25 protein-coding genes are annotated in these 25,458 nt (G+C 59.1%); 7 read left to right on the forward strand and 18 right to left on the reverse strand.

The window, feature by feature from the left end; translation table 11 throughout:
• Nucleotides 1-3 precede the first annotated feature (3 nt).
• The gene (minE, locus tag WFM45_RS09785; protein WP_004932303.1) at nucleotides 4-273 is read left to right on the forward strand and encodes a cell division topological specificity factor MinE; all 270 of its coding nucleotides are present in this window, start codon (nucleotides 4-6) and stop codon (nucleotides 271-273) included.
• 241 nt (nucleotides 274-514) lie between these two features.
• Here the strand turns inward: minE and rnd are convergent, their stop codons facing one another.
• The 5 genes from rnd to WFM45_RS09810 all read right to left on the reverse strand — a co-directional run bounded on the left by rnd (nucleotide 515) and on the right by WFM45_RS09810 (nucleotide 7,005).
• Entirely contained in the window at nucleotides 515-1,636 is a 1,122-nt protein-coding gene (gene rnd, locus WFM45_RS09790; protein ID WP_033632853.1) for a ribonuclease D, read from the reverse strand.
• An 81-nt stretch (nucleotides 1,637-1,717) separates the two neighbouring features.
• Nucleotides 1,718-3,406, reverse strand: coding sequence for a long-chain-fatty-acid--CoA ligase FadD (gene fadD / locus WFM45_RS09795; RefSeq protein WP_085336654.1), 1,689 nt, complete (start codon nucleotides 3,404-3,406; stop codon nucleotides 1,718-1,720).
• Between the two features lie 209 nt (nucleotides 3,407-3,615).
• Nucleotides 3,616-4,206 (reverse strand): Slp family lipoprotein, encoded by a 591-nt coding sequence (locus WFM45_RS09800; protein WP_049277274.1) that lies wholly within the window; start codon nucleotides 4,204-4,206, stop codon nucleotides 3,616-3,618.
• Between the two features lie 101 nt (nucleotides 4,207-4,307).
• A complete protein-coding gene (gene tsaB / locus WFM45_RS09805; RefSeq protein WP_049277275.1) occupies nucleotides 4,308-5,009 on the reverse strand; it encodes a tRNA (adenosine(37)-N6)-threonylcarbamoyltransferase complex dimerization subunit type 1 TsaB in 702 nt (233 codons plus the stop codon).
• Between the two features lie 79 nt (nucleotides 5,010-5,088).
• The gene (locus WFM45_RS09810; protein ID WP_004932318.1) at nucleotides 5,089-7,005 is read right to left on the reverse strand and encodes an ATP-dependent DNA helicase; all 1,917 of its coding nucleotides are present in this window, start codon (nucleotides 7,003-7,005) and stop codon (nucleotides 5,089-5,091) included.
• Between the two features lie 133 nt (nucleotides 7,006-7,138).
• On the opposite strand from WFM45_RS09810, the gene WFM45_RS09815 reads away from it, so the two are divergent.
• The gene (locus tag WFM45_RS09815; protein WP_015378124.1) at nucleotides 7,139-7,483 is read left to right on the forward strand and encodes a RidA family protein; all 345 of its coding nucleotides are present in this window, start codon (nucleotides 7,139-7,141) and stop codon (nucleotides 7,481-7,483) included.
• Between the two features lie 62 nt (nucleotides 7,484-7,545).
• On the opposite strand, the gene mdtI is transcribed toward WFM45_RS09815, so the two are convergent.
• The 4 genes from mdtI to zwf all read right to left on the reverse strand — a co-directional run bounded on the left by mdtI (nucleotide 7,546) and on the right by zwf (nucleotide 11,054).
• Nucleotides 7,546-7,875, reverse strand: a complete 330-nt coding sequence (gene mdtI / locus WFM45_RS09820) for a multidrug/spermidine efflux SMR transporter subunit MdtI (RefSeq protein WP_004932324.1) — start codon at nucleotides 7,873-7,875, stop codon at nucleotides 7,546-7,548.
• Nucleotides 7,862-8,230, reverse strand: a complete 369-nt coding sequence (gene mdtJ / locus WFM45_RS09825; RefSeq protein WP_004932327.1) for a multidrug/spermidine efflux SMR transporter subunit MdtJ — start codon at nucleotides 8,228-8,230, stop codon at nucleotides 7,862-7,864. The genes mdtI and mdtJ overlap by 14 nt, the downstream gene beginning before the upstream one ends.
• 552 nt (nucleotides 8,231-8,782) lie before the next feature.
• Nucleotides 8,783-9,424, reverse strand: a complete 642-nt coding sequence (locus tag WFM45_RS09830) for a bifunctional 4-hydroxy-2-oxoglutarate aldolase/2-dehydro-3-deoxy-phosphogluconate aldolase (protein ID WP_004932329.1) — start codon at nucleotides 9,422-9,424, stop codon at nucleotides 8,783-8,785.
• Between the two features lie 154 nt (nucleotides 9,425-9,578).
• On the reverse strand, nucleotides 9,579-11,054 hold the full coding sequence (zwf, locus tag WFM45_RS09835) for a glucose-6-phosphate dehydrogenase (protein WP_004932333.1): 1,476 nt from the start codon (nucleotides 11,052-11,054) through the stop codon (nucleotides 9,579-9,581).
• A gap of 447 nt (nucleotides 11,055-11,501) precedes the next feature.
• Here zwf and WFM45_RS09840 point away from each other — a divergent pair, with 447 nt between their 5' ends.
• The 3 genes from WFM45_RS09840 (at nucleotide 11,502) to WFM45_RS09850 (ending at nucleotide 14,973) form a co-directional block, all read left to right on the forward strand.
• Nucleotides 11,502-12,374 (forward strand): MurR/RpiR family transcriptional regulator, encoded by an 873-nt coding sequence (locus WFM45_RS09840; protein WP_004932335.1) that lies wholly within the window; start codon nucleotides 11,502-11,504, stop codon nucleotides 12,372-12,374.
• 189 nt (nucleotides 12,375-12,563) lie between these two features.
• Nucleotides 12,564-14,006 (forward strand): pyruvate kinase, encoded by a 1,443-nt coding sequence (gene pyk, locus WFM45_RS09845; RefSeq protein ID WP_004932339.1) that lies wholly within the window; start codon nucleotides 12,564-12,566, stop codon nucleotides 14,004-14,006.
• 85 nt (nucleotides 14,007-14,091) lie between these two features.
• Nucleotides 14,092-14,973 (forward strand): leucine-rich repeat domain-containing protein, encoded by an 882-nt coding sequence (locus tag WFM45_RS09850; protein WP_336955352.1) that lies wholly within the window; start codon nucleotides 14,092-14,094, stop codon nucleotides 14,971-14,973.
• A 49-nt stretch (nucleotides 14,974-15,022) separates the two neighbouring features.
• Here the strand turns inward: WFM45_RS09850 and lpxM are convergent, their stop codons facing one another.
• From lpxM to znuA, 3 genes are all read right to left on the reverse strand, one after another.
• Nucleotides 15,023-15,991 carry a lauroyl-Kdo(2)-lipid IV(A) myristoyltransferase gene (gene lpxM, locus WFM45_RS09855; protein WP_004932345.1) on the reverse strand — a complete coding sequence of 323 codons (969 nt, stop codon included), beginning with the start codon at nucleotides 15,989-15,991 and terminating at the stop codon, nucleotides 15,023-15,025.
• Nucleotides 15,992-16,140: 149 nt separating this feature from the next.
• A complete protein-coding gene (gene mepM, locus WFM45_RS09860; RefSeq protein WP_004932347.1) occupies nucleotides 16,141-17,463 on the reverse strand; it encodes a murein DD-endopeptidase MepM in 1,323 nt (440 codons plus the stop codon).
• Nucleotides 17,464-17,484: 21 nt separating this feature from the next.
• Nucleotides 17,485-18,429, reverse strand: coding sequence for a zinc ABC transporter substrate-binding protein ZnuA (gene znuA / locus WFM45_RS09865; protein ID WP_049277287.1), 945 nt, complete (start codon nucleotides 18,427-18,429; stop codon nucleotides 17,485-17,487).
• 78 nt (nucleotides 18,430-18,507) lie between these two features.
• On the opposite strand from znuA, the gene znuC reads away from it, so the two are divergent.
• Both znuC and znuB read left to right on the forward strand, forming a co-directional pair.
• The gene (gene znuC / locus WFM45_RS09870; protein ID WP_021503875.1) at nucleotides 18,508-19,266 is read left to right on the forward strand and encodes a zinc ABC transporter ATP-binding protein ZnuC; all 759 of its coding nucleotides are present in this window, start codon (nucleotides 18,508-18,510) and stop codon (nucleotides 19,264-19,266) included.
• A complete protein-coding gene (gene znuB, locus WFM45_RS09875) occupies nucleotides 19,263-20,048 on the forward strand; it encodes a zinc ABC transporter permease subunit ZnuB (RefSeq protein ID WP_312423956.1) in 786 nt (261 codons plus the stop codon). The genes znuC and znuB overlap by 4 nt, the downstream gene beginning before the upstream one ends.
• A gap of 61 nt (nucleotides 20,049-20,109) precedes the next feature.
• Here the strand turns inward: znuB and ruvB are convergent, their stop codons facing one another.
• The 6 genes from ruvB to aspS all read right to left on the reverse strand — a co-directional run bounded on the left by ruvB (nucleotide 20,110) and on the right by aspS (nucleotide 25,433).
• Nucleotides 20,110-21,114, reverse strand: coding sequence for a Holliday junction branch migration DNA helicase RuvB (ruvB, locus tag WFM45_RS09880; protein WP_336955359.1), 1,005 nt, complete (start codon nucleotides 21,112-21,114; stop codon nucleotides 20,110-20,112).
• A gap of 19 nt (nucleotides 21,115-21,133) precedes the next feature.
• Nucleotides 21,134-21,748: a Holliday junction branch migration protein RuvA gene (ruvA, locus tag WFM45_RS09885; RefSeq protein ID WP_004932365.1), complete on the reverse strand. Its 615-nt coding sequence runs from the start codon at nucleotides 21,746-21,748 to the stop codon at nucleotides 21,134-21,136.
• Between the two features lie 112 nt (nucleotides 21,749-21,860).
• Complete coding sequence (gene ruvC, locus WFM45_RS09890) at nucleotides 21,861-22,382, reverse strand: crossover junction endodeoxyribonuclease RuvC (RefSeq protein WP_004932367.1); 522 nt, start codon at nucleotides 22,380-22,382, stop codon at nucleotides 21,861-21,863.
• Between the two features lie 57 nt (nucleotides 22,383-22,439).
• Nucleotides 22,440-23,183 carry a YebC/PmpR family DNA-binding transcriptional regulator gene (locus WFM45_RS09895; protein WP_004932370.1) on the reverse strand — a complete coding sequence of 248 codons (744 nt, stop codon included), beginning with the start codon at nucleotides 23,181-23,183 and terminating at the stop codon, nucleotides 22,440-22,442.
• A 19-nt stretch (nucleotides 23,184-23,202) separates the two neighbouring features.
• Nucleotides 23,203-23,649, reverse strand: coding sequence for a dihydroneopterin triphosphate diphosphatase (gene nudB, locus WFM45_RS09900; RefSeq protein ID WP_004932373.1), 447 nt, complete (start codon nucleotides 23,647-23,649; stop codon nucleotides 23,203-23,205).
• The gene (gene aspS / locus WFM45_RS09905; RefSeq protein ID WP_336955363.1) at nucleotides 23,649-25,433 is read right to left on the reverse strand and encodes an aspartate--tRNA ligase; all 1,785 of its coding nucleotides are present in this window, start codon (nucleotides 25,431-25,433) and stop codon (nucleotides 23,649-23,651) included. The genes nudB and aspS overlap by 1 nt, the downstream gene beginning before the upstream one ends.
• Between the last annotated feature and the right edge of the window lie 25 nt (nucleotides 25,434-25,458).

A 25,458-nucleotide genomic window follows, 5' to 3' on the forward strand; every position in this document is an offset into this window, starting at 1 on the left:
ACCATGGCCTTATTAGACTTCTTTCTGTCCCGCAAAAAACAGACAGCCAATATAGCCAAGGAACGGCTGCAGATTATCGTCGCTGAGCGTCGCCGCGGGGACAGTGAGCCCCCGTATCTGCCTGATTTGAAACGCGATATTCTGGCGGTTATTTGCAAATACATTCAGATCGATCCTGAAATGCTGCACGTGCAGTTCGAGCAGAAAGGGGACGATATTTCGGTACTTGAACTTAACGTGACATTGCCGGAATCGGAAGAAGCAGCTAAATGATTGCGACGCATTAATTACCCCCTGTATATTTTATGCAGGGGGTAACTGTATGTACATCCAGTTATTAAGCATTATCGGCAGCAAAAAATCGATTTTCCCTTTGGGACAATTCCCAATTAACTTTGCCGCCACCTCGTTTAAAGTAAATTCTGGCCAGATTTACCTTCAACGCATTATTTCCTGCCTATATTCACCCGAGCAGAGTTTCCCTACCCTGCCCTGCCCTGGTGATAATCAGCGATTAATAATCTTTCAGGATGTCCTGCAACGGCGCCATTAATAAATCGCCGCGCCAGCCGCTGATTAATTCAGGGCGACTTTCGCCGTCCTTCAGTTTCCAATGCCAGTTCAACAATTGGTTAATTTGGCGACGGGATGCCAGCAGCTCGCTGCTCAACCCGCTTTGCTCGCTGACGGTGGCGATCGCCGCCTTGATGTCTTTGAACACCTTCTTGTAGCCCGGCTGATCGATAAGGTTGGCCAACGGCGCCGGCAACTCGGACTCGTCCAGCGCTTCGGCCTCCGCCACCAGCGCCAGCAGCGTTTTACCGTGATAACGGATCTCCGGCCCGCTCAGACCCAGCGAATCCAGTTCTCCCAGCGAAGACGGCATATAGCGCGCCACCTGCCACAGGTTCTCCTCACGCACCACAAAGTTCACCGCCAGATCGCGCTCACGCGCCTGGCGCAGCCGCCATTCCGCCAACTTCTGCAGACAACCGAGCTGACGCGGGCGCAGCTGCCAGGCGTTGCTGATTTCGCGGTAGGCCAATGCCGGCGCCAGCGTCTCGCTACGGCGCTGGCACAGCAGCAGGCACTCGTTATTGGCCGCCGCGGTCCAACCGGCCTCTTCGGTCTCCTGCACCAACTGTTTAGCCATCGGCAGCAGATAGAACACGTCGGCGGCCGCATACACGCACTGTCTTTCAGTCAGCGGGCGCGCCAGCCAGTCGGTGCGCGACTCGCTCTTGTCCAGCTCAACCTTCATGTACTCCGCCACCAGCGTCGCGAAGCCACAGGAGAGCGGCCGGCCGGTAAAGGCCGCCAGGATCTGGGTATCGACCATCGGCGTCGGCAGCGTTTTAAAGGCGTTGAGAAACACTTCGAGATCTTCACTGCCGGCATGCAGGAACTTCACCACGGCGGTGTCGGCCAGCAGGTCGACAAACGGCTGCCATTGCTTGATCGGCAGAGGATCGATAAGGGAGAGTTGTTCACCGTCGTAGAGCTGGATCAGGCCCAGCTGCGGATAGTAGGTGCGCGTTCTGACAAACTCGGTGTCCAGCGCAATCTGGGCATGCTTTCTCGCCTGCTCGCAGACCTGCTGCAATCCGGCATCGGTAGTGATCAACTGATAATTCAAAACATCATTCTCTTGTAGGATTCAAACACAACAACGCCGGCATTCACCGGCGTTGTTGATAGTCAGGCGCGAGAGCGACACCTAGGCGGCATCGGCCGGCTTCGGCGTTTTTAGCTCATCGCGCAGTTCTCGCCGCAAAATCTTGCCGACGTTAGACTTCGGCAGTTCATCGCGGAACTCAACAATTTTAGGCACTTTATACCCGGTCAGGTGCCGACGGCAATGGGTCAACAGCTCTTCCTTGGTCAGCGAGGCGTCTTTCTTCACCACGCAGATCTTCACCGTTTCGCCGGAGGCCTCGCTCGGCACGCCGATCGCCGCACATTCCAGCACTTTCGGATGCTGGCTGACCACGTCCTCGATCTCGTTCGGGTAAACGTTGAAACCGGAGACCAGGATCATGTCTTTCTTGCGGTCGACGATGCGCACGAACCCCTGCTCGTCTACGGTCACCACATCGCCGGTCGCCAACCAGCCATCTTTCAGCACTTCGTCGGTGGCGTCCGGGCGCTGCCAATAGCCTAACATAACTTGCGGCCCTTTGACCCACAGTTCGCCCGGTTCGCCCGGCGGTACATCCTGGCCATTGTCGTCCACCAGACGAATGTCCGTCGACGGCACCGGCAGGCCGATGCTGCCGCTGTAGTGTTTCAGATCGTAAGGGTTACCGGCCACCAACGGCGCGCACTCCGTCAGGCCATAACCTTCCAGCAGGTGTTTACCGGTGGTTTTCTCCCACTTCTCGGCCACCGCTTTTTGCACCGACATGCCGCCGCCGACCGAGAAACGCAGCGTAGAGAAATCGAGCTTGTGGAACTCTTCGTTGTTCAGCAACGCGTTGAACAGCGTATTCACCCCGCTCATGGCGGTGAACGGATATTTGCCCAGTTCTTTCACCAGCCCTGGAATGTCGCGTGGGTTGGTGATCAGCAAATTGCGCCCGCCCAGATCGATAAACAGCAGGCAGTTCACCGTCAGCGCGAAAATGTGATACAGCGGCAACGCCGTCACCACCAGTTCCTGCCCTTCGCGGAACAGCGGCGAATAGGCGGCCTTGGCCTGCTCGAGGTTGGCCTGCATGTTGCGGTGCGTCAGCATCGCGCCCTTCGCCACCCCGGTGGTGCCGCCCGTATATTGCAGGAAGGCCAGATCGGCATTAATGATGTCCGGTTTTACATACTGCAGGCGGCGGCCGCGCTGCAGCGCGCTGCGGAATGAAATGGCGTCCGGCAGGTTGTATTTCGGCACCAGACGCTTGACGTACTTGACCACGAAGTTGACCAGCGTACCTTTGGCGGCCGACAGCTGATCGCCCATGCGCGTCAGGATCACGTGCTTAACCTGAGTGTTGAACACCACTTTTTCCAGCGTATGGGCGAAGTTGGACACGATGACGATGGCGCTGGCGCCGCTGTCGTTCAACTGGTGCTCCAGCTCACGCGGGGTATACAGCGGGTTGACGTTGACCACCACCATGCCGGCGCGCAGAATGCCGAACAGGGCGATGGGGTATTGCAACAGGTTAGGCATCATCAGTGCGACGCGGTCGCCCTTCTTCAGGCCCAGTTCATTTTGCAGGTAAGCCGCGAAAGCCCGGCTGCGTTCTTCCAGTTTGCGGAAGGTCATCACCTCGCCCATATTGATAAAGGCGGGCTGATCGGCATAGCGCTGCACGGCATGCTCAAACATTTCGATCAACGACGAATAGCGATCGGCATCAATCTCTGCGGGCACATCTGCCGGATACCGTTTTAACCAGACCTTATCCAAGGTATTACTCCTGAAATCATTACTAATTATCATCGCAGCCCTCAAACTCGCAGCCTAACCATAACAATATTTTAACTCAGCAGACCAGTTCGGGTTTTAAACATTATTCAGGTTGCGATGTACGTCACTAATTGTCGGATATTCCTTATCCCAAAAAACAAAAGGGCGGCCTGAGCCGCCCTGTCAAATGTGTTCACATCAAGCGTATGCTACTCGGTTACGATGGTTTGCACCTGTGCCGGGCCAGGGTTGTACCAGCCATAGCCTGCGCCCCAACCGGGTCCCCACGGACCTCCGCGCCAGCCCCAAGGGCCCATCGGCGCCGGCGGCATCACCACCTGCTGCACCAGATGCCAGCGCTTGAAACCGGTCACGTTCATCGTTACGAAGCGATATGGCGTCATGCCGATCCGCCCCTCTTTCAGGCCGGTGATAGGGCCGACGACGGTCACCAGTTGGCCTTTGAAATCGACCGGTTCGAGGAAGCCGTTCACCGTGGCCAGCAAGCGGCCGTTCGACGGTTCACCCAGTATCGGCCGCGCACCGCTGTCGAGCGGCACCGCCGCAATCTCCAGCACCGTGCGCCCTTGTTCGTTGGCGACGTTTACCACGGTGCCGCCGAAACGGGCTTCCGCGCCGGTAAACAGGTTGGGTGCATTTTGTACCGAGGACAGCTGAGTCACCGGCGTAGGGCTGGAGCCTTTGATCGCATCCGGTACGGTGACGCACCCGGATAAAACCAGCGCGCCGCAGGCGACGGCCAGCAGCGACAGCTTTTTACTTGCAGTGCGGATTAACATGGTCGCAATCTCCTGAAATGGCTGTAACTTTGACCGCGTTTCATCGTTCAAGTTGCAACCCCTCATCGCCCGGCATCAACATCAGCACAATAACGCCGCGATTACTCGCGGCCCGGCAGTTTTTTCCAGGTGACTTCATTGCGCAGATAGGTCGGCTCGGCGTTTTCCACCGCTACCGCCAGCCCTTCTTGCCAGGCCTGCAGCGCCAGCGGCAGCATGTCTTCCGCCTGCGGCAACAGCATTTGGCCGTCACGTACGCTCAACGCGGAACCCTTGACCAAGTCGGGATAGGTTTGCCACCCGGTGCCAACATGGGCCCATTCGCCCTGCAGGCGCTGCGCACGCTCCAGCGCCTGCGCCGGCGACAGCACGGCCTCGCTTTCGCTTTCCAACCAGCGGCCGTCCGCCTGGCGTTCGAACTGCCCCCAGTAGACCTCGCCCATGCGCGCATCGATCGCCGCCAGCACACGCCCCGCGCCGCTGACGCGCCAGGCGCCCTGCGCCATGGTTTGCAGCGTGGAAACGCCGATCATCGGCAGATCGGCGCCCAGCGCCAGGCCTTGAGCGATGCCGATACCGATGCGCACCCCGGTAAAGCTGCCGGGGCCACGGCCGAAGGCCAGCGCATCGAGCTGATTGAGCGCCAGACCGGATTCCGCCAGCACCTGCTGCACCATAGGTAAAATTCGTTGCGTATGCTCGCGTGGGCACAGCTCAAACAGGGCGTGGATTTCGCCTTGATTCCAGACGGCGACGGAACAGGCTTCCGTCGCGGTATCGATCGCTAAAATTCGCGTGGACATGCCAACCTCTGGCGGGAATAAAACTGGGTTTTTCATACAGGGCGCGCATTGTAGCACAGCCCCGTAAGCCCTTCATCTTTCACGTGGCCGACGTGTCGGCGGCCTGCAGGAAGGCGATTGCCTGCTTCAGATCGCGGGTGCGCGGCGTGGGCGGCAGGCTATTGAGGAACACCTCGCCGTAAGGGCGCATCACCAGACGGTTATCGCAAATCACCAGCACGCCGCGATCGTCGGTGTCGCGGATCAAACGGCCGACGCCCTGTTTCAGGGTGATGACCGCATCCGGCAACTGCACATCATTGAACGGATCGCCGCCACGCAGGCGGCAATCTTCAATGCGCGCCTTCAGCAACGGATCGTCCGGTGACGTGAACGGCAGTTTATCGATGATGACGCAGGACAGCGCATCGCCGCGCACGTCCACCCCTTCCCAGAAGCTGCTGGTCGCCACCAGCAGCGCGTTACCGGCGGCGACGAACTGCGCCAACAGCTGGCCTTTACTGGTTTCCCCTTGCAACAGCACCGGCAGCGTCATCGTGGCGCGAAACTCTTCCGCCAGCTCGCGCATCATCTGGTGCGAGGTGCACAAGAAGAAGCAGCGGCCGTTGTTGGCTTCGATTAATGGCCGCAGCATGCGCGCCAGCTGGCGCGCCCCGCCGGGCTGATTCGGCGAAGGCAAAAAGCGCGGCACGCACAGCAACGCCTGTTTGGCATAGTCGAACGGGCTCGGCAGCAGCAGCGTTTTGGCCTTGGTCAGCCCCAGCCGTTCGGTGAAGTGACCCAGCTGATCGTTGACCGACAGCGTGGCCGAGGTAAAGATCCAGCTGCCCGGCTTCTCGTCCAGCATTTCGCGGAAACGATCGGCCACCGTCAACGGCGTCAGCGCCAGCACGAAGTGGCGCGAATTGCACTCATACCAATAGCTGTAGCCCGGCTCCGTCACCGCCTTGAGGCGTTTGAGGCGCGCGCGGTACAGCGTGGCGCGCTCAAAGGCGGCGTCCAGCAGCGCCGAACGCCCCAGCGACAGTTTCATGACGTCGTAACACAGCTCCAGCGCGTCATCGAGCAGCAACAAAGCGCGCTGCACGTTCGGCTCCCCGAGCACGTCACGCAGATTGCCGCGAAAACCCGGCTCTCCCAGATTAAGGCGAAAATCTTGCGTGCTCAGGCTGAGACGATCGGCGCTTTTTTGCAGTTGGGCGGCATCGCGCACCTCGGTGCGGTAGGCGATGGTGATGTCCTTCGCCAGATCCAACAATTGGCGGCTGGTGAGCTGCTGGCCAAAATACTGGCTGGCGATGTCGGGGATTTGGTGCGCCTCATCGAAAATCATCACCTCGGCTTCCGGGATCAGCTCGGCGAAACCACCCTCTTTCACCACCATATCCGCCAGGAACAGGTGATGGTTCACCACCACCACATCCGCATCCATCGCGCGGCGGCGCGCTTTAACCACGAAGCAATCCTGATACAGCGGGCAATCGCTGCCGAGACAGTTGTCATTGGTGCTGGTCACCAATGGCCAGACGAAGCTGTCTTCCGCCACTTCGCTGCAGGTGCTGATGTCGCCTTCTTTGGTCTGCGACGACCACTTGCGCAGCTGCACCAAATCGATCAGCGTCTGCCCCGCCAGTTCGCCGCCGGCCATAGACTGCTGCTCCAGCCGCTCCAGGCACAGGTAGTTGGAGCGCCCCTTCAGCAGCGCCAGCTTGCCTTTGTACTTCAGCGCCTTGGCGACGGTGGGCAGATCGCGCGCATACAGCTGATCCTGCAACGCTTTCGAACCGGTCGAGATGATCACTTTGCGATCGGCGCGCAGCGCCGGCGCCAGATAAGCGAAGGTTTTGCCGGTGCCGGTGCCGGCTTCCACCACCAGTTCCTGCTTGAAATTGATCGCTTCGGTGACGGCCTGCGCCATCTGCCGCTGCGGCTCACGCGGTTTGAATCCCTTGATAGCCTGCGCCAATGCGCCGTCTGTTGCAAAATCGTCTGTCACGCTGTCTCTCTGCCGGTGTCATTCAGCGGTGATTATGCCAAGCCTGCCGCCCGGCTACCACCCACTTTATCGCCGCGCTTTTTCATCACCGGCTGTGCTACCCTTAGCGGGACTATGATATGGAGATAAGCAAATGAATATCGAAAGAATTGATCCCGATCAGCGCTGGTCCGAAGCCGTGGTGCACAACGAGACCGTTTACTATACCAGCGTGCCGGAGAACCTGGATGATGACGCGACCGCGCAGACCGCCAACGCCCTTGCAGCCATCGACGTGCTGCTGGCGCGCGTAGGCTCGGATAAAAGCCGCATTTTGGACGCCACCATCTTCCTGGCCAATACCGCCGACTTCGCCGCGATGAACGCCGCCTGGGACGCCTGGGTGGTTGCCGGCAGCGCGCCGGTACGCTGCACCGTGCAGGCGCAGCTGATGAATCCGAAATATAAAGTGGAAATCAAAATCATCGCCGCGCTGTAAGCCTGAGCGCAGACGAAAAAAAACCGCAGACGGCAACGCCTGCGGTTTTTTATTGCCCGCTATCAGGACAGTTTAAGGATCACCATCCCCGCCAGCAACAGCGCCAGGCCGATCCAGCCTTTGGCGTTCAACCGCTGGCCGAACATGATCCAGCCCGCAGCGATAGTGGCGGCGATACCGAAACCGCCCCACAACGCATAAGCGATCGACAGATCGATGCCCTTCACCGCTTGCGCCAGGGCGCTGAACGCACCGAGTACCGACAGCAGCGACAGCAATCCCAGCCAAATTTTACGGAAACCGTCCGACATCTTCAGGAAGATATTGGCGATGATTTCCAGCACGATGGCCAATCCCAGGAACCCAATGTGGTACAACTCAAACTGTTGCATGGTTGTCACCTCGCGGGCTGACCTGTTTTCGCTCTTTGCGGGTACCGGATTTCACCAGCATGATACCGGCGATCAGCGTAGCCAGACCCAGCACCTTCAGCGCGGAAATGGGCTCGTCGAACCACAGCACGCTGAACAGGGTGATGAACAGAATGCCGATGCCTTCCCACAGCGCATAAGCCACGCCCAACGCCACGCGTTTTACCGCTACTGACAACAACACATAAGACGCGGTGATCATCACGTACATCACGATATGCCCAATCATGCCGCCATTGACGCTGGCGTATTTCATCGACAAGGTGCCGATGATTTCGGTCATGATGGCCAAACCTAAAAAGATCCAATAAATCATAATTTTTCTCCCAAACGGCGAATAACGCGCGCCAAGGCATATTTATCCCGATTTATCTCGTCGAACGGCCACAGTACGGCGCGCAAGACGCAGAGATCCCTGGGGATAAACTGACCCAAACGCAAAAAGAATGTTTGCCCGGCTGAACGGTAGAACGAAGGCCTAAGCCCGCTACCCGCACCGGTTAAGGGAGAAAGACGCTATAGCTCGCTGCACCAGTGATGCTCACTGGCAAGGATCGCAGACAGGAAGAGTTGGCACGTAGAGGTTCTGAGGGTAGTTCCGTTAATAGTCATCATAATAGTTCTCTATTATCAGCCGCACACCGTGCGATTTGCCCAATATCCTCATAAAAGTAAAATTTTCAACTGAGATATTTTTACCACAGCCAAAATAAGAAAGCAAACTGCCGTTTTCATCAAAAAGCAGAAAAAAACGGGTTAAAAATAAGAAAGTTAATCACGATAAAAATTAAAAAAGGCTCAACAAAGGGTTGAGCCTTGCGATATCCGCGGGTGAGCAAATAAGCGCCAACCCCAGGCCTAGCGCGGGTTACAACGCGGCGCCGCTGACGGCGCTGCGCGCCAGTTCAGTGATGCGCGCATAGTCGCCTTTTTCGAGCGCGTCCGCCGGCACCAGCCAGGAACCGCCGATGCAAAGCACGCTTTTCAGCGCCAGATAATCGCGGTAATTGTTTGGCGTAATGCCGCCGGTCGGGCAAAAACGCACCTGCGGGAACGGGCCGCCGATCGCCTGCAGCGCCTTCACGCCGCCGTTGGCTTCCGCCGGGAAGAATTTAAATTCGCGCAGGCCGTGATCCATGCCCTGCATCAGTTCAGACACGGTGCTGATGCCCGGGATCAGCGGGATGGGTCCCGCCGTCGCCGCCTGCAGCAAGGCCTCGGTCAGCCCTGGGCTGATGGCGAACTGCGCCCCGGCTTCGGTCACCTGCCGCAGCTGCTGCGGGTTGATCACCGTACCGGCGCCGATGATCGCCTCCGGCACCTCTTCGGCGATAGCGCGGATAGACTCCAGCCCGCAGGCGGTGCGCAGCGTCACCTCCAATACCCGCACGCCGCCGGCAACCAGCGCTTTCGCCAGCGGCACCGCCTGCTCCAGCTTGTTGATCACGATAACAGGCACCACCGGCCCCGCCGTCAGGATCTGCTCGGCGCTGGTTTTCCAGTTTTTCATCGTTATTTCTCCATTACTCGCGGTTAACAATGGCACGCCCCTGCCACAGGGCTCCGCACAAATGCGCGGACGTCCGGCCGTACCGTAAGTGATGAGGCCCACGCGCAGATCGCAGGCAAAAAAAAGCCGGCAGACAGGCTGCCGGCATTACGCATTATTCGAACTCGTTCCAGGAGCGGCCGTCGCGGGTGATCATCGCCACCGAGGCCACCGGCCCCCAGGTACCCGCCTGGTAAGGCTTAGGCGCCTCGTTGTCGGCTTTCCATGCGTCCATGATGGAGTCGACCCACTTCCAGGCTTCTTCCACTTCATCGCGGCGCACGAACAGCGCCTGAATGCCACGCATGGTCTCCAGCAGCAGGCGCTCATAGGCGTCCGCCACGTGCTCCTGGTTGAAGGTTTCCGAGAAGCTCAGGTCCAGCTTGGTGGTCTGCAGGCGGTGCTTGTGATCCAGCCCCGGCACCTTGTTCAGCACCTGAATTTCGATGCCTTCGTCCGGCTGCAGGCGGATGGTCAGCTTGTTCTGCGGCAACTGCTGGTAAGAATCGCTGAACAGGTTAAGCGGCGGGTTTTTGAAGTACACCACCACCTCCGAACATTTGGTCGGCAGACGTTTACCGGTACGCAGGTAGAACGGCACGCCGGCCCACTGCCAGTTGTCGATATCCACGCGGATAGAGACGAAGGTTTCGGTGCTGCTGCTCTTGTTCGCCCCTTCCTCTTCCAGATAACCCGGCACTTTCTTGCCCTGGACGAAGCCGGCGGTGTACTGACCGCGCACGGTGGTTTCCCGGACATTGGTCTGATCGATGCGGCGCAGCGAGCGCAGCACCTTCACCTTCTCGTCGCGGATGCGGTCGGTCGTCAGATCCGCCGGCGGTGACATGGCGATCATGGTCAGGATCTGCAGCAGGTGGTTCTGGATCATGTCGCGCATCTGGCCGGCCTGGTCGAAGTAACCCCAACGCCCTTCGATGCCTACCTCTTCCGCTACGGTGATCTGCACCGAATCGATGGTGCGGTTATCCCAGTTGGAGGCGAACAGCGAGTTGGCGAAACGCAGCGCCAACAGGTTCAGCACTGTCTCTTTGCCGAGATAGTGGTCGATACGGTAAACCTGGGATTCGTTGAAGTACTCCGCCACCTGATCGTTGATCACGCGTGAGGACGCCAAATCGGTGCCCAGCGGTTTCTCCATCACCACGCGCGCCGGCTCATGGTTCAGCTTGGCTTCGCCCAGCCCTTTGCAGATGGCGCCGAAGGTGCTTGGCGGCATGGCAAAGTAGTTGATGGTGGTGCGGTGCTTCTGATCCAGCATTTTACCGAGTTTGGTAAAGTTCTTGCTGTCGTTGACGTCCAGGTTGCAGAAGTCCAGGCGCGCGCTCAGCGTGGCCCAGAGTTCGTCATCCAGTTTTTCCTTCATGAAGGTGCCAAGCGCTTCCTTGACCACTTCGGTATAGGCTTGTTTATCCCACTCCGCGCGGCCGACGCCGATGATCCGCGTATCCGGGTGGATGTGTCCGGCTTTCTCTAACTGGTACAGGGAAGGCAGCAGCTTACGGCGCGCCAAATCACCTTTCGCGCCGAAAATAACCAGGTCACACGCCTGGGCTGTAGAGGTTACCGCCATGTTCATCTCCTCGTTGCAGGATATTTGTAATTTTCTTACATTACTAATGTACTCTGTTTGACTACGGCCAGCAAACCCGGAGCAAAGCAGAAAAAAAGGCCTCAAGATTCCAGTGGAAAGCGCCAATGTACGCCAACGCCCTCACCACGGGCAAAACTGTAATTTTTCGTCTTTTTTGACGCTCTGTTACCATTATGAAAGTTAGACACAGGTCATATTCTGGTGAAAAAACCCTGCATACGCCATGTCGAGACTGCCAACGGTTACCAGCACGTAGTATATTTTCACTAAACCGGCATTGATTTCTCCTTTGTTTGAAATCGACATACCCTATCGATTCCAGGTTACAGCCGCTCGTTTGGCGTCTGCTTGCACGGCGAACACGGGCGAAATTCGACGCTGTTGCTTGAAAGCCACAGGGATAAAACCATGAGTGACTCTCGTTATATGAATACGCTGGACAAAATCCAGAGCCATCTGGAACTCCTGAGCAAATCTGAAAGGAAAGTCGCCGAGGTGATCCTGGCCTCCCCGCAGACCGCCATTCACTCCAGCATCGCCACGCTGGCGCGCATGGCCGACGTCAGCGAACCTACCGTCAACCGTTTTTGCCGCCGCCTTGATACCAAAGGCTTTCCCGATTTCAAACTGCATCTCGCCCAAAGCCTGGCTAACGGCACGCCCTACGTAAACCGTAACGTTGAGGAAGATGACAGCGTCGATTCCTATACCAGCAAGATCTTCGAATCGGTAATGGCCAGCCTGGATACAGTAAAGGCAAATTTGGATATTGCCGCAATCAATCGTGCGGTTGACCTGCTCACCCAGGCAAAAAAGATCTCTTTCTTCGGGCTGGGCGCCTCCGCGGCGGTGGCGCACGATGCGATGAACAAATTTTTCCGCTTCAACATTCCGGTGGTCTACTTTGATGACATCGTCATGCAGCGCATGAGCTGCATGAACTCCAGCGAAGGCGACGTGGTGGTGCTGATCTCACACACCGGCCGCACCAAGAATCTGGTGGAGATGGCCCACCTGGCGCGGGAGAACGACGCCACGGTACTGGCTATCACCTCGCGCGACACCCCGCTCGCCCAGGCGGCGACCCTGGCCCTGCTGCTCGACGTGCCCGAAGACACCGACGTTTACATGCCGATGGTGTCGCGGATCGCGCAATTAACGCTCATTGACGTGCTTGCCACCGGATTTACCTTGCGCCGAGGGGCTAAATTCAGAGATAACTTGAAGCGGGTCAAAGAAGCGCTCAAAGAATCGCGCTTTGATAAAGGTGTGGTCATTCCCAACAGTTTTGATTCGTGACCCGACGAAGAAAAAATCGCCGTTCAACAGACATTTGAATGACGGCATCAGAGGCGGTACCCTGTTAACATGCTCATGCGGGTAACCCGGGTGAAATATCAGTGTTGTAAAATTACATTTCACGCCTGGTTTCGTTATCCGACGTTATCGCAACACCAATATTTGCTTCACCAGTCAACGGAGTAATACATGTCCAGACGGCTCAGAAGAACCAAAATCGTTACCACCCTGGGTCCGGCTACAGACCGCGACAATAATCTGGAAAAGATCATTGCCGCCGGCGCCAACGTAGTTCGGCTTAACTTCTCCCACGGCAGCCCGGAAGATCACCAGGCTCGCGCTGACAAAGTGCGCGAAATCGCTGCCAAACTGGGGCGTCACGTCGCTATCCTCGGCGATCTGCAAGGGCCGAAAATTCGCGTCTCCACCTTCAAGGAAGGCAAAATCTTCCTCAACGTGGGCGATAAATTCCTGCTGGACGCCAACCTGTCAAAAGGCGAAGGCGATAAAGAAAAAGTCGGTATCGACTATAAAGGCCTGCCAGCCGACGTGGTGCCGGGCGACGTCCTGCTGCTCGATGACGGCCGCGTTCAGTTGAAAGTGCTCGAAGTTCAGGGCATGAAAGTGTTTACCGAAGTGACCGTCGGCGGCCCGCTGTCCAACAACAAGGGCATCAACAAACTCGGCGGGGGCCTGTCGGCCGAAGCCCTGACCGAAAAAGACAAGGCGGACATCGTGACCGCCGCCAAGATTGGCGTCGACTACCTGGCGGTCTCCTTCCCGCGTACCGGTGAAGATCTGAACTATGCCCGCCGCCTGGCGCGCGATGCGGGCTGCAACGCCAAGATCGTGTCCAAGGTTGAGCGCGCCGAAGCGGTTTGCACCGACGAAGCGATGGACGACATTATTCTGGCCTCCGACGTGGTGATGGTCGCCCGTGGCGACCTGGGCGTCGAAATCGGCGATCCGGAACTGGTCGGCATTCAGAAGAAACTGATCCGCCGCGCCCGCACCCTGAACCGCGCAGTGATCACCGCGACCCAGATGATGGAGTCGATGATCACCAACCCGATGCCGACCCGCGCCGAAGTCATGGACGTGGCCAACGCCGTGCTGGACGGCACCGACGCCGTCATGCTGTCGGCGGAAACCGCCGCTGGCCAATACCCGGCGGAAACCGTGGCGGCGATGGCGCGCGTTTGTCTGGGCGCCGAGAAGATCCCGAGCATCAACGTTTCCAAACACCGCCTGGACGTACAGTTCGACAACATCGAAGAGGCGATCGCCATGTCTTCGATGTATGCCGCCAACCACCTGAAAGGCGTCACCGCGCTGATCGCCATGACCGAATCCGGCCGCACTGCGCTGATGATGTCGCGCATCAGCTCCGGCCTGCCGATCTTCGCCATGTCGCGGCATGAGCACACGCTTAACCTGACCGCGCTGTATCGCGGCGTGACGCCGGTATATTTCGACAGCCACAAAGACGGCGTGATCGCCGCCAATGAAGCCGTCAATCGCCTGCGTGACAAAGGCTTCCTGGTCTCCGGCGATCTGGTGATCGTCACCCAGGGCGACGTGATGGAAACCGTCGGCACCACCAATACCAGCCGTATTCTGCGCGTCGAGTAATCCACGCCGCAGACGACATGCCGGCCGGCTCACGTTGGCCGGCATTTTTTTTGCCCTGACACCGCCATAAACGACGGAGAACGCCATGCTCCACCAACGCAATCCAGCCTCGACCGGTGATGCACTCGATCTCGATGGGCGCGGTCTGACGCAGCTCGACGAATCGCAGCTAACCGGCCATGCGCTGCGCAAAATCAGCCTGTACGACAATCAGCTGACGGCCTTCCCCGCCTCCATCTTGCAACACCGCAACCTGCAGGTGCTGAACATCTCCTGCAATCAGCTCGACCGCCTGCCGCCGGAGATTGGCCAGTTGCAACAGCTTGAGATGTTCGACTTCGGCCACAATCGCGCCAGCGAGCTCCCCGAAGAGCTGGGCCAACTGCATCGGTTGAAATACCTCTACCTGAGCGATAACGGCTTTAGCGATCTGCCGCACTCGCTGGCGCAGCTACAGCAACTGGTTTACCTCAATGCGACCGACAACCGCCTGGCCGTTTTGCCCCTGGCGATACCGAGGCTTGCGGCATTGCAGGAGCTGCGTTTATACAACAACCGCATCGGCAGCCTGCCCGGCGAAATCGGGCAACTGCGCGCGCTGCGCGAACTGCATATCATGAAAAATGCCCTGACCGCGCTGCCGGCGGAAATGGCACAGCTCGGTGGGCTGGAGATACTCGACGCGGCCAGCAACGCCATCGCCGAACTGCCGGAAGCCTTCTGCCGGCTGCCGCGGTTGAGCGAGTTGAACCTGCGTTTCAACCAGCTGACGCGCCTGCCGGAAAATATCGGTGAGCTGACGGCGCTGAGAAGCCTGGATCTGCGCGCCAACCGCCTGAGCGATCTGCCGGAAAGCCTCGGCGAACTGAGTCGACTGCGCAAGCTTGATCTGCGCTGGAATGATTTCACCCACACGCCTAAAATCGTCGACATCCTGCGGGCTCGCGGCTGTAGCGTACACATCTGAAGAGACGCCGGCCGGGATGTGACCCTGCCGGCGTTAGCGGTAGAAAGGATTAACGATACAGATCGTCGCGCGAGTAGGGTTCAATCTCCCCTTCTTTGCGCGTCTTCAACAGTTTGAGGATCCAGGTGTACTGCTCCGGGTTCGGGCCCACCAGGTTTTCCACTTCTTCATTCATACGGCGGGCAATCCGTGGGTCATCGGCTTCGGCCAGATCGTCCATCGGCTCGCGAATATAGATATCCAGCATGCTGGTTTTGCCGTCGTACACCGGGAACAACGGCACGATCGCCGCACGGCATACCTTCATCAGCCGCCCGACCGCCGGCAAGGTCGCTTTATAGGTGGCAAAGAAGTCGACAAACTCACTGTGCTCAGCGCCGTGATCCTGATCGGGCAGATAATAACCCCAATACCCCTGGCGCACTGAACTGATAAAGGGTTTGATGCCGTCATTGCGCGCGTGCATGCGGCCGCCGAATTTACGACGCACGGCGTTCCACAGGTAGTCGATCAGCTGATTGCGCTGGTTGTGGAACATCGCCGCCATCGGTTGGCCGCGCGCGGCCATCAACATCGCCGGCACATCCACCGCCCAGCCGTGAGGCACCAGGAAAATCACGTTGCGCCCTTCCGCACGGATCTTGTCCAACACCTCTTCACCGTGCCAACGCACGCGCTTGAGCACTTTCTCGGGCTTGGTGCAGGCCAGCTCCGCCATCAGCACCATCGACTGCGGCGCGCAGGCGAACATCTGGTCGATAATGTGCTCACGGTCGCTTTCCGGCAATTCCGGCAAGCAATACAGCAGGTTGATGCGGGCACGACGGCGCGCGCCCTTCGCCAGCTTACCGGCCAGTTTGCCGACCGCACCCAGCACCGGATCGCGCAGGCGCGCAGGCACCAGCGAAATGCCGGCCATCAGACCGGTTCCCAACCACACGCCCCAGTAGCGCGGATATAAAAAGGCTTTTTGAAACTGCGGAATGAACTCTACGTTCGATTTCTTCTCGTTTTGCATGCACATGCTCTTGGCTTAGCGATTCGGCTAATCATAATTGCCAGCACCGATTTTGCAATTAACAACCGCGAACCGCCCAGGTAAAACAGCATCGGCCCGCAATCAGGCCGATGAAATTAACGGCGCCGAAGCGCCGGAAAAAGGGGGCGTTAATCCAACTGCAGCTGAGGAACCACTTCCTTCACCTGCGCCAGATAATCGCTGCGGTCTTTGCCGCCCAGCCCTTCGGAACGCGGCAGTTTGGCCGTCAGCGGGTTCACCGCCTGTTGGCCGGTCCACAGTTCAAAGTGCAGATGCGGCCCGGTGGAGCGGCCGGTGTTGCCGGAGAGCGCAATGCGATCGCCGCGTTTCACCTTCTGGCCTGGTTTCACCAACAGTTTTTTCAGGTGCATATAGCGCGTGGTGTACTGACGACCGTGGCGGATCGCTACATAGTTACCCGCTGCGCCGCTGCGTTTGGCGATCACCACCTCACCGTCACCGACCGCCAGCACCGGCGTGCCGACCGGCATGGCGAAATCGACGCCCTTGTGCGGCGCCACGCGGCCCGTCACCGGGTTCACGCGGCGCGGGTTGAAGTTGGAGGAGATGCGGAACTGTTTCATGGTCGGGAAACGCATGAAGCCGCGCGCCAGGCCAGAGCCTTGGCGATCGTAGAATTTGCCGTCTTCGGCGCGGATCGCATAGTAATCCTTGCCGCCGGTGCGCAAACGCACGCCCAACAGCTGGCTTTGCGATTTCTTACCGTCGAAATGCTCACGCGACATCAGCACGGAGAACTGATCGCCTTTGCGCAGCTTGCGGAAATCGAGCTGCCACTGCAACGCCTTGATCACCGAGTTGATTTCGTTACGGCTCAGCCCGGCGTCGCCGGCGCTGCTGACGAAGCTGCCGTTGACCCGGCCGCTGATCACGTTGTTGCGCCATTCGCCCTGCTGCGCCTCTTTTGACTCCTTGAAGCTGTTGCCGACGCGATCATAGGTGCGAGTTTCGCGGCGGGAAACCTCCCAGGTCAACTGCTGCAAATCGCCTGCGTCGTTCACGGTCCACGACAGCTGTTGGCCGATCTTCAGATTACGCAGATCGCGGTTTTGCGAAGCCAGCAAGGTGACATCCGACATATCGATGCCGTACTGCGTCAGAATGCTGCCAAGGGTGTCACCGGTGGAAACCACATATTCATGCACGCCATCATCGCCGGCATCCTTCTGGTCCAGCTCATCCTGCGGGATTTCGTCATCGGGGGTGGGTTGGTCGACATCTATCGGTTCACTGGCTTCAGGGAGCAATGACCGCATCTGGCTGGATTCTAACTCGACGCTCTTGGCGATGGGGTTGTGTTCTGGGTGGTAAACAAAAGGCCGCCAAACAGCGACGGCCAATGTGACGACTGTCAGCGACCCCAGCATGACGCGGTGGGGCCGTGGCAGGTTGTTATACGCCAGAGCGATAGTTCGGACTATCTGCTGCACTCGATATTATCCTCATAAGCTTTACTTCAGGCAGCTCACGTACTGGTTTGACAACTGTGTCAGGAATTTCCCGTAGCTGTCCTTCCCCAGCGCGATGCCGGTGCCCAGCGGGTCCAGCGTTCCGGAACGCACTTTGGTACCCTTGGCGACGGCATTGATTACGGCCGGCCTGAATTGTGGCTCAGCAAAAACGCATACCGCTTTCTGCTCAACCAACTGTGTTCGAATTTGGTGTAGGCGCTGTGCTCCAGGCTGAATTTCGGGATTGACGGTGAAATGGCCCAGCGGACTCAAACCGTAGTGTTTTTCAAAGTAGCCGTAAGCATCATGAAAAACAAAATAACCCTTACCTTGCACAGGCGTAAGCATGTTACCAACATTTTTGTCAGTTTGCGTCAGCAGATTCTCGAACTGGCGCAGGTTTGCGTCTAATTTGTCCTTATTTTGCGGCATAAGTTCCAACAATCTGTCGTGAATCGCGATCGCGGTCACTTTTGCTATCTCCGGCGACAGCCAAACGTGCATATTGTACTCGCCGTGATGATGCCCATGATCGTCATCGGCATGGTTATGCGCTTCGCCTGCATGTTCATGATCGTCGTCCTCTTCGCCTTTCATCAGCAGCGGCTTCACCGCCGGCAGTTCGCTGATAGCCAGCTTTCGCGTCGCCGAGATCGGCACCAGCGCCTTGGTCAGGAACGCTTCCATGTCCGGCCCGACCCACAACACCAGGTCAGCGGAACGCAGGCGCTGGATATCGGAAGGGCGCAACGCAAAATCGTGTGGCGAAGCGCCGTCCGGCAGCAACACCTCGGTCGGCGTCACGCCGTCGGCGATGGCCGCAGCGATAAAGCCTAAGGGGCGAATCGAGGTCACCACCGCAGCGGAAGCGCTGCTCAGCGGGCCGGCCATCAACAGTGCGCTGGCCAGCAGCGTGCGCTGCAGCCATTTATTTTTCTTTGCCATCATCAGTAATCCCATCGTTTTCATCAACAAGACGTGATATTATAACATCCGCTTCGTTCTGCAACCTGTAATCTCGAGATGTCTACACTGATAACGCTAAAAAATATCTCCGTCGCCTTCGGCAGCCGCAAGGTGCTGTCGAACATTTCCCTCAGCCTGCAGCCCGGCCGTATTCTCACGCTGCTTGGCCCGAACGGCGCGGGCAAATCCACACTGGTACGCGTGGTGCTGGGATTGGTCAAACCAACCGCCGGCACGCTGGAGCGGGAGCCCGGCCTGCGCATCGGCTACGTGCCGCAAAAACTCCACCTCGACGCCACCCTGCCGCTGACCGTTAGCCGCTTTATGCGTCTTAAACCCGGCGTAAAGAAAGCCGACATTCTGCCGGCGCTCAAGCGCGTGCACGCCGCCCACCTGCTCGACCAGCCGATGCAAAAGCTCTCCGGCGGCGAGAACCAACGCGTACTGCTGGCGCGAGCGCTGCTGAATAAACCGCAGCTGCTGGTGCTGGACGAACCCACGCAAGGGGTGGACGTCAACGGCCAACTGGCGCTGTACGATCTGATCGATCAGCTGCGCAAGGAGCTGGGCTGCGCCGTACTGATGGTCTCGCACGATCTGCATCTGGTGATGGCGAAAACCGACGAGGTGTTGTGCCTCAATCAGCATATCTGCTGCTCCGGCGCGCCGGAGGTGGTCTCGATGCATCCCGAATTCATCGCCATGTTCGGCAACCGCGGCGCAGAGCAGCTGGCGGTGTATCGCCACCATCACAACCATCGCCACGACCTGCAGGGAAGAATTGTCTTGAAGAAAACCGGGAGCCACGAAGCATGATCGAATTGTTACTTCCCGGCTGGCTGGCCGGGGTGTTGCTGGCTAGCGCCGCCGGGCCGCTGGGCTCCTTTGTGGTTTGGCGCCGCATGTCCTACTTCGGCGACACCCTGGCGCACGCCTCGCTGCTCGGCGTCGCCTTTGGTCTGCTGCTGGACATCAATCCTTTCTATGCGGTGATCGCCATTACGCTGCTGCTGGCCCTGGCCCTGGTGTGGCTGGAACGCCGCCCGCAGCTTTCGGTAGATACCCTGCTCGGCATTCTGGCCCACAGCGCCCTGTCGCTGGGTCTGGTGGTGGTGGCGCTGATGTCCAACGTGCGGGTCGATCTGATGGCCTACCTGTTCGGCGATCTGCTGTCAGTCACGCTGAGCGATATCGTGATGATCGCCGGCGGCGTCGCCGTGGTGCTGTTGGTGCTGTGGTGGCAATGGCGCGATCTGCTGTCGATGACCATCAGCCCGGAGCTGGCGCACGTCGACGGCGTCAATCTGGCGCGGGCTCGCACCGTGCTGATGCTGATTACCGCATTGACCATCGGCCTGGCGATGAAATTCGTCGGCGCGCTGATCATCACCTCGCTGCTGATCATTCCGGCGGCCACCGCTCGCCGCTTCGCGCGTACGCCGGAGCAAATGGCCGGCGTCGCCGTGTTGCTCGGCATGGTGGCGGTCACCGGCGGCCTGACCTTCTCGGCGTTTTACGATACGCCGGCCGGCCCTTCGGTGGTGCTCTGCGCCGCCGTGCTGTTCACGCTGAGCCTGTTCAAAAAACAGCAGGCCTGATTTAAAGCCGGGATATGACAAGGGCCGCATTTGCGGCCCTTTTTCATTGAGGATGGAAAACTTACTCTTCGCGTTCGAGACCAAAGTGCCGGTAGGCGTGCTGCGTCGCCAGACGGCCGCGCGGCGTGCGCTGGATAAAGCCCTGCTGGATCAGAAACGGTTCAATCACGTCTTCAATGGTTTCGCGTTCTTCACCGATCGCCGCCGCCAGATTATCCAACCCGACCGGGCCACCGGTAAACTTGTCGATAATCGCCAGCAGCAGTTTGCGATCCATATAGTCGAAGCCTTCGGCATCGACGTTGAGCATATCAAGCGCCTGCGCCGCCACCGAACCGCTGATCACGCCGTTGGCGCGCACTTCAGCGAAATCGCGCACCCGGCGCAACAGGCGGTTGGCGATACGCGGCGTGCCGCGCGCGCGGCAGGCCACTTCATGGGCGCCCTCGTCGGACAGCTCCAGCCCCAGGCACCCGGCGCTGCGCGAGACGATGTGCTGCAGATCCGCCACCTGATAAAACTCCAGCCGCTGGACAATGCCGAAGCGATCGCGCAGCGGCGAGGTCAGCGAACCGGCGCGGGTGGTGGCGCCCACCAGGGTAAACGGCGGCAGATCGAGCTTAATCGAACGCGCCGCCGGCCCTTCGCCGATCATGATATCCAGCTGGTAGTCTTCCATCGCCGGATACAATACTTCTTCCACCACCGGTGACAAACGGTGAATTTCGTCGATGAACAACACGTCGTGCGGTTCGAGGTTGGTCAGCATCGCCGCCAAATCGCCCGCCTTCTCCAGCACCGGGCCGGAAGTGGTGCGCAAATTTACGCCCATTTCGTTGGCCACGATGTTGGCCAGGGTGGTTTTCCCCAGCCCCGGCGGGCCGAAGATCAGTAAATGGTCGAGCGCGTCGCCGCGCTGCTTGGCCGCCTGAATGAAGATCTCCATCTGCTCGCGCACGTGCGGCTGGCCGACGTATTCAGTCAGCAGCTTGGGACGAATGGCGCGATCGAGGACTTCTTCCTCGTTGAGTGGTTCGGCGGAAATCAGGCGATCGGCTTCAATCATTATCTACCCCTTTTCGGCCTTACAGGGCGGCGCGCAGCGCGTCGCGGATCAGGGTTTCGCAGTCGGCGCCCGGCTTGGCAATCTTGCTGACCATGCGGCTGGCTTCCTGCGGCTTATAGCCCAGCGCCACCAGCGCCGAGACAGCTTCGGCTTCCGCGTCCGCTTCCGGCGTTTTGTCGGCGGCGGCCGGCAGGCTGATCTCGCTGCTGTTGTTGAACAGATCGCCGTTCAGCCCTTTGAAGCGATCTTTCATCTCGACCACCAGGCGCTCGGCAGTTTTCTTGCCCACGCCCGGCAGCTTGACCAGTGCGGTGATCTCTTCGCGCTCCACCGCGCTGACGAACTGCTGCGCGGACATGCCCGACAGGATGGCGAGCGCCAGTTTCGGCCCGACGCCGTTGACCTTAATCAGCTCGCGGAACAGCGCGCGCTCCTGCTTGTCGTTGAAACCGTACAGCAGCTGCGCGTCTTCACGCACCACGAAGTGGGTAAACACGATGGCCTCTTGCCCCAGTTCCGGCAGCTCGTAAAAGCAGGTCATCGGCATGTGCACTTCATAACCCACGCCGTTCGCCTCCAGTAACACCAGCGGCGGCTGCTTTTCCAGAATATTTCCTCTGAGACGACCTATCATTTACCCTCCTGCAGAATTACCGGGCATGGCGCCCTGCCATGCCGTTGCTGGTAAAGCTTATAACATAAAAAAGGCTGGATGAATATCCAGCCTGAGCAATCATCGTTTCGCGTCAGCGCAAACGCCCGCGCGCCAGGTTCAGCCGCCCTTCGCTCATTCGCAGCACGTTCTGGCTGAGGTGGCAGTGGGTGATGGCGATGGCCAGGGCATCCGCGGCATCCGCCTGCGGGTTGGCCGAGAGTTTGAGCAGCGAGCGCACCATGTGCTGTACCTGCGCCTTTTCGGCCGCGCCGGTGCCGACCACGGTTTGTTTGACCTGCCGCGCCGCGTACTCGAACACTTCCAGGTTCTGATTAACCGCCGCCACGATCGCGACGCCGCGCGCCTGGCCGAGCTTGAGCGCCGAATCCGGGTTCTTGGCCATAAACACCTGTTCGATGGCGAAGAAATCGGGCTGAAACTGGGTGATGATCTCGCTGACGCCGGCGTAAATCAGCTTCAGCCGCGTCGGCATGTCGTCCACCACCGTGCGGATGCAGCCGCTGGCGATATAGCTCAACTGGCGCCCCTGCTGGCGGATAAGGCCATAGCCGGTGACGCGCGAGCCGGGATCGATACCGAGTATGATCGCCATATCTACATCCACCTTGCATGCACGGCGCCGCCGAACGGCGGCGCCCGTTTTACCGGATTACAGCGTCGCCGCCACTTCGTCGGAGATTTCACCGTTATGGTAAACTTCCTGCACGTCGTCGCAGTCTTCCAGCATATCGATCAGGCGCAACAGCTTAGGCGCGGTTTCCGCGTCCATGTCGGCCTTGGTCGATGGGATCATCGACACTTCCGCCGCTTCGGCTTCGAAGCCCGCCGCGGTCAGCGCGTCTTTCACCGCGCCCAGGCTTTCCCAGGCGGTGAACACGTCGATGGCGCCATCGTCATAGGTCACGATGTCTTCCGCACCGGCTTCCAACGCCGCTTCCATTACGCTGTCTTCATCCAGGCCCGGTGCGTAGGTGATCACGCCCTTCTTGGTGAACAGATAAGCCACGGAACCGTCGGTGCCGAGGTTGCCGCCGCATTTGGTAAAGGCGTGGCGCACTTCCGCCACGGTGCGGTTGCGGTTGTCGCTCAGGCATTCGATCATGACGGCGGTGCCGCCAGGACCGTAACCTTCATAGATGATGGTTTCCATATTGGTATCATCATCGCCGCCCACGCCGCGCGCGATTGCACGGTTCATGGTGTCGCGCGTCATGTTGTTCGACAGCGCCTTGTCCATCGCCGCGCGCAGACGCGGGTTGGAATCCGGATCGCCGCCGCCCAGCTTGGCGGCCGTGACCAGCTCACGAATAATCTTGGTGAAAATTTTACCGCGCTTGGCGTCCTGCGCCGCTTTACGGTGCTTTGTGTTGGCCCACTTACTATGACCTGCCATAAAAAATCTCCGAAAAAAACTACTGGACTGAATTGATCACGAACTCTTCAATCGCCTGCTGATTGCTCCACGACTTGGTCAACTTCACGGCCTCGGCCGCCTCAAGCCATTGGTAAGCGTGATGCTCGGTAATCACCGGATCGCGCTCCTCGGGCAACGCCAGACAGAACCAGTGCTCTTTATTGCGCGTGGTTCCCGGCGCATAGCGATGTCGCAAATGGACAAAGAGTTCAAACTCCACGCAGCGCTGGCAATCGAACAACGGCAGGTGCTCTGCTTCGATATCGATGCCCACTTCTTCCATGACCTCACGCCGCGCGGCATGCGGCGGCGACTCATCCTGTTCCAGGCTGCCGGTGACCGACTGCCAGAACTCGGTATCGTCGCGCCGCTGTAACATCAGCACCCGACCACTGGATTTCGCGTAAATCACTACCAGGATAGATTCAGGGCGCTTGTAACTCATCACTCGCTCTCTTGTTCCGCACCGGCTTTCTTTACCACGCTGATCGCCAGCTCCTGCAGCGCCGCCGGGTTGGCGAAGCTCGGTGCGTCGGTCATCAGACAGGCCGCCGCGGTGGTTTTCGGGAAGGCGATAACGTCGCGGATGTTGTCGGTGCCGGTCAGCAGCATCACCAGACGGTCCAGGCCGAAAGCCAGGCCGGCGTGCGGCGGCGTGCCGTACTTCAGCGCGTCCAGCAGGAAGCCGAACTTCTCGCGCTGTTCGTGTTCGTCGATGCCCAGAATGCTGAATACCGTCTGCTGCATTTCGCTGCGGTGAATACGCACCGAACCGCCGCCCACTTCGTAACCGTTGATCACCATGTCATAGGCGTTGGCGATGGCGTTGACCGGCGCTGCGGCCAGCTCTTCCGGGCTCATGTCGCGCGGCGAGGTGAACGGGTGGTGCATCGCCGCCAGGCCGCCCTCTTCGTCTTCTTCGAACATCGGGAAGTCAACCACCCACAGCGGCGCCCAGCTGTCGAGTTGGGTCAGCCCCAGATCGCGACCCAGCTTCAGGCGCAGCGCGCCCATCGCATCGGTGACAATCTTGAAACTGTCTGCGCCGAAGAACAGGATGTCGCCTGTCTGCGCGTCGGTGCGCGCCAGGACGGCTTCCAGCACTTCCGCACTGAGGAATTTGGCGATCGGGCTCTGCACGCCTTCCATGCCGGCGGCGCGGTCGTTGACCTTCAGCCAGGCCAGGCCTTTGGCGCCGTAGATGTTGACGAAAGCGCCGTACTCGTCGATCTGCTTGCGGGTCAGCTGTGCGCCGCCCGGTACGCGGATCGCCGCCACGCGGCCTTTGTCGTCGTTGGCCGGGCCGGAGAACACTTTGAACTCGACGTCCTTGACCAGGTCGGCCACGTCCACCAGCTCCAGCGGGTTACGCAGGTCCGGCTTGTCGGAACCAAAGCGACGCATCGCTTCGGCGAAGGTCATGACCGGGAAATCGCCCAGATCCACGCCCTTCACGTCCAGCCACAGTTCGCGCGCCAGCTTCTCCATCACTTCACGCACCTGCTCGGCGGTCATGAAAGAGGTTTCGACGTCGATCTGGGTGAATTCAGGCTGACGGTCCGCACGCAGGTCTTCGTCACGGAAGCATTTGACGATCTGATAGTAACGATCGAAGCCGGACATCATCAGCAGCTGTTTAAACAGCTGCGGAGACTGCGGCAGCGCGTAGAATTTGCCCTTGTGCACGCGGCTCGGCACCAGATAATCGCGGGCGCCTTCCGGCGTCGCTTTGGTCAGCATCGGCGTTTCGATGTCGAGGAAACCGTGGCTGTCCATAAAGCGACGTACGAAGCTGGTGATTTTGGCGCGGGTCTTCAGACGCTCGGCCATTTCCGGGCGACGCAGATCGAGGTAACGGTATTTCAGGCGCGCTTCTTCGCTGTTGACCTGGTTGGAGTCCAGCGGCAGCGGCTCGGAGCGGTTGATGATCTCGAGCGCGTGGGCGAACACTTCCACTTCGCCGGTGGCCATATCTTTATTGATCTGGCTGTCCGGACGCGCACGCACGGTGCCGACGATCTGGATGCAAAATTCATTGCGCAGGTCATAGGCCTTGTCGAACGCCACTTTCTCGTCCGGGTCGAAGAACACCTGCACGATGCCTTCACGGTCGCGCATATCAATAAAGATCAGGCCGCCCAGATCGCGACGACGATTGACCCAACCACACAGAGTGACTTCCTGGCCCACGTGGGACAGATTCAACTGCCCGCAATATTCAGTACGCATACGCTATCCTTTTACACAGCCGATG

The sequence above is a fragment of the Serratia sp. KG1D genome (assembly GCF_037150675.1).
In the GTDB taxonomy this organism is placed as follows: domain Bacteria; phylum Pseudomonadota; class Gammaproteobacteria; order Enterobacterales; family Enterobacteriaceae; genus Serratia; species Serratia nematodiphila.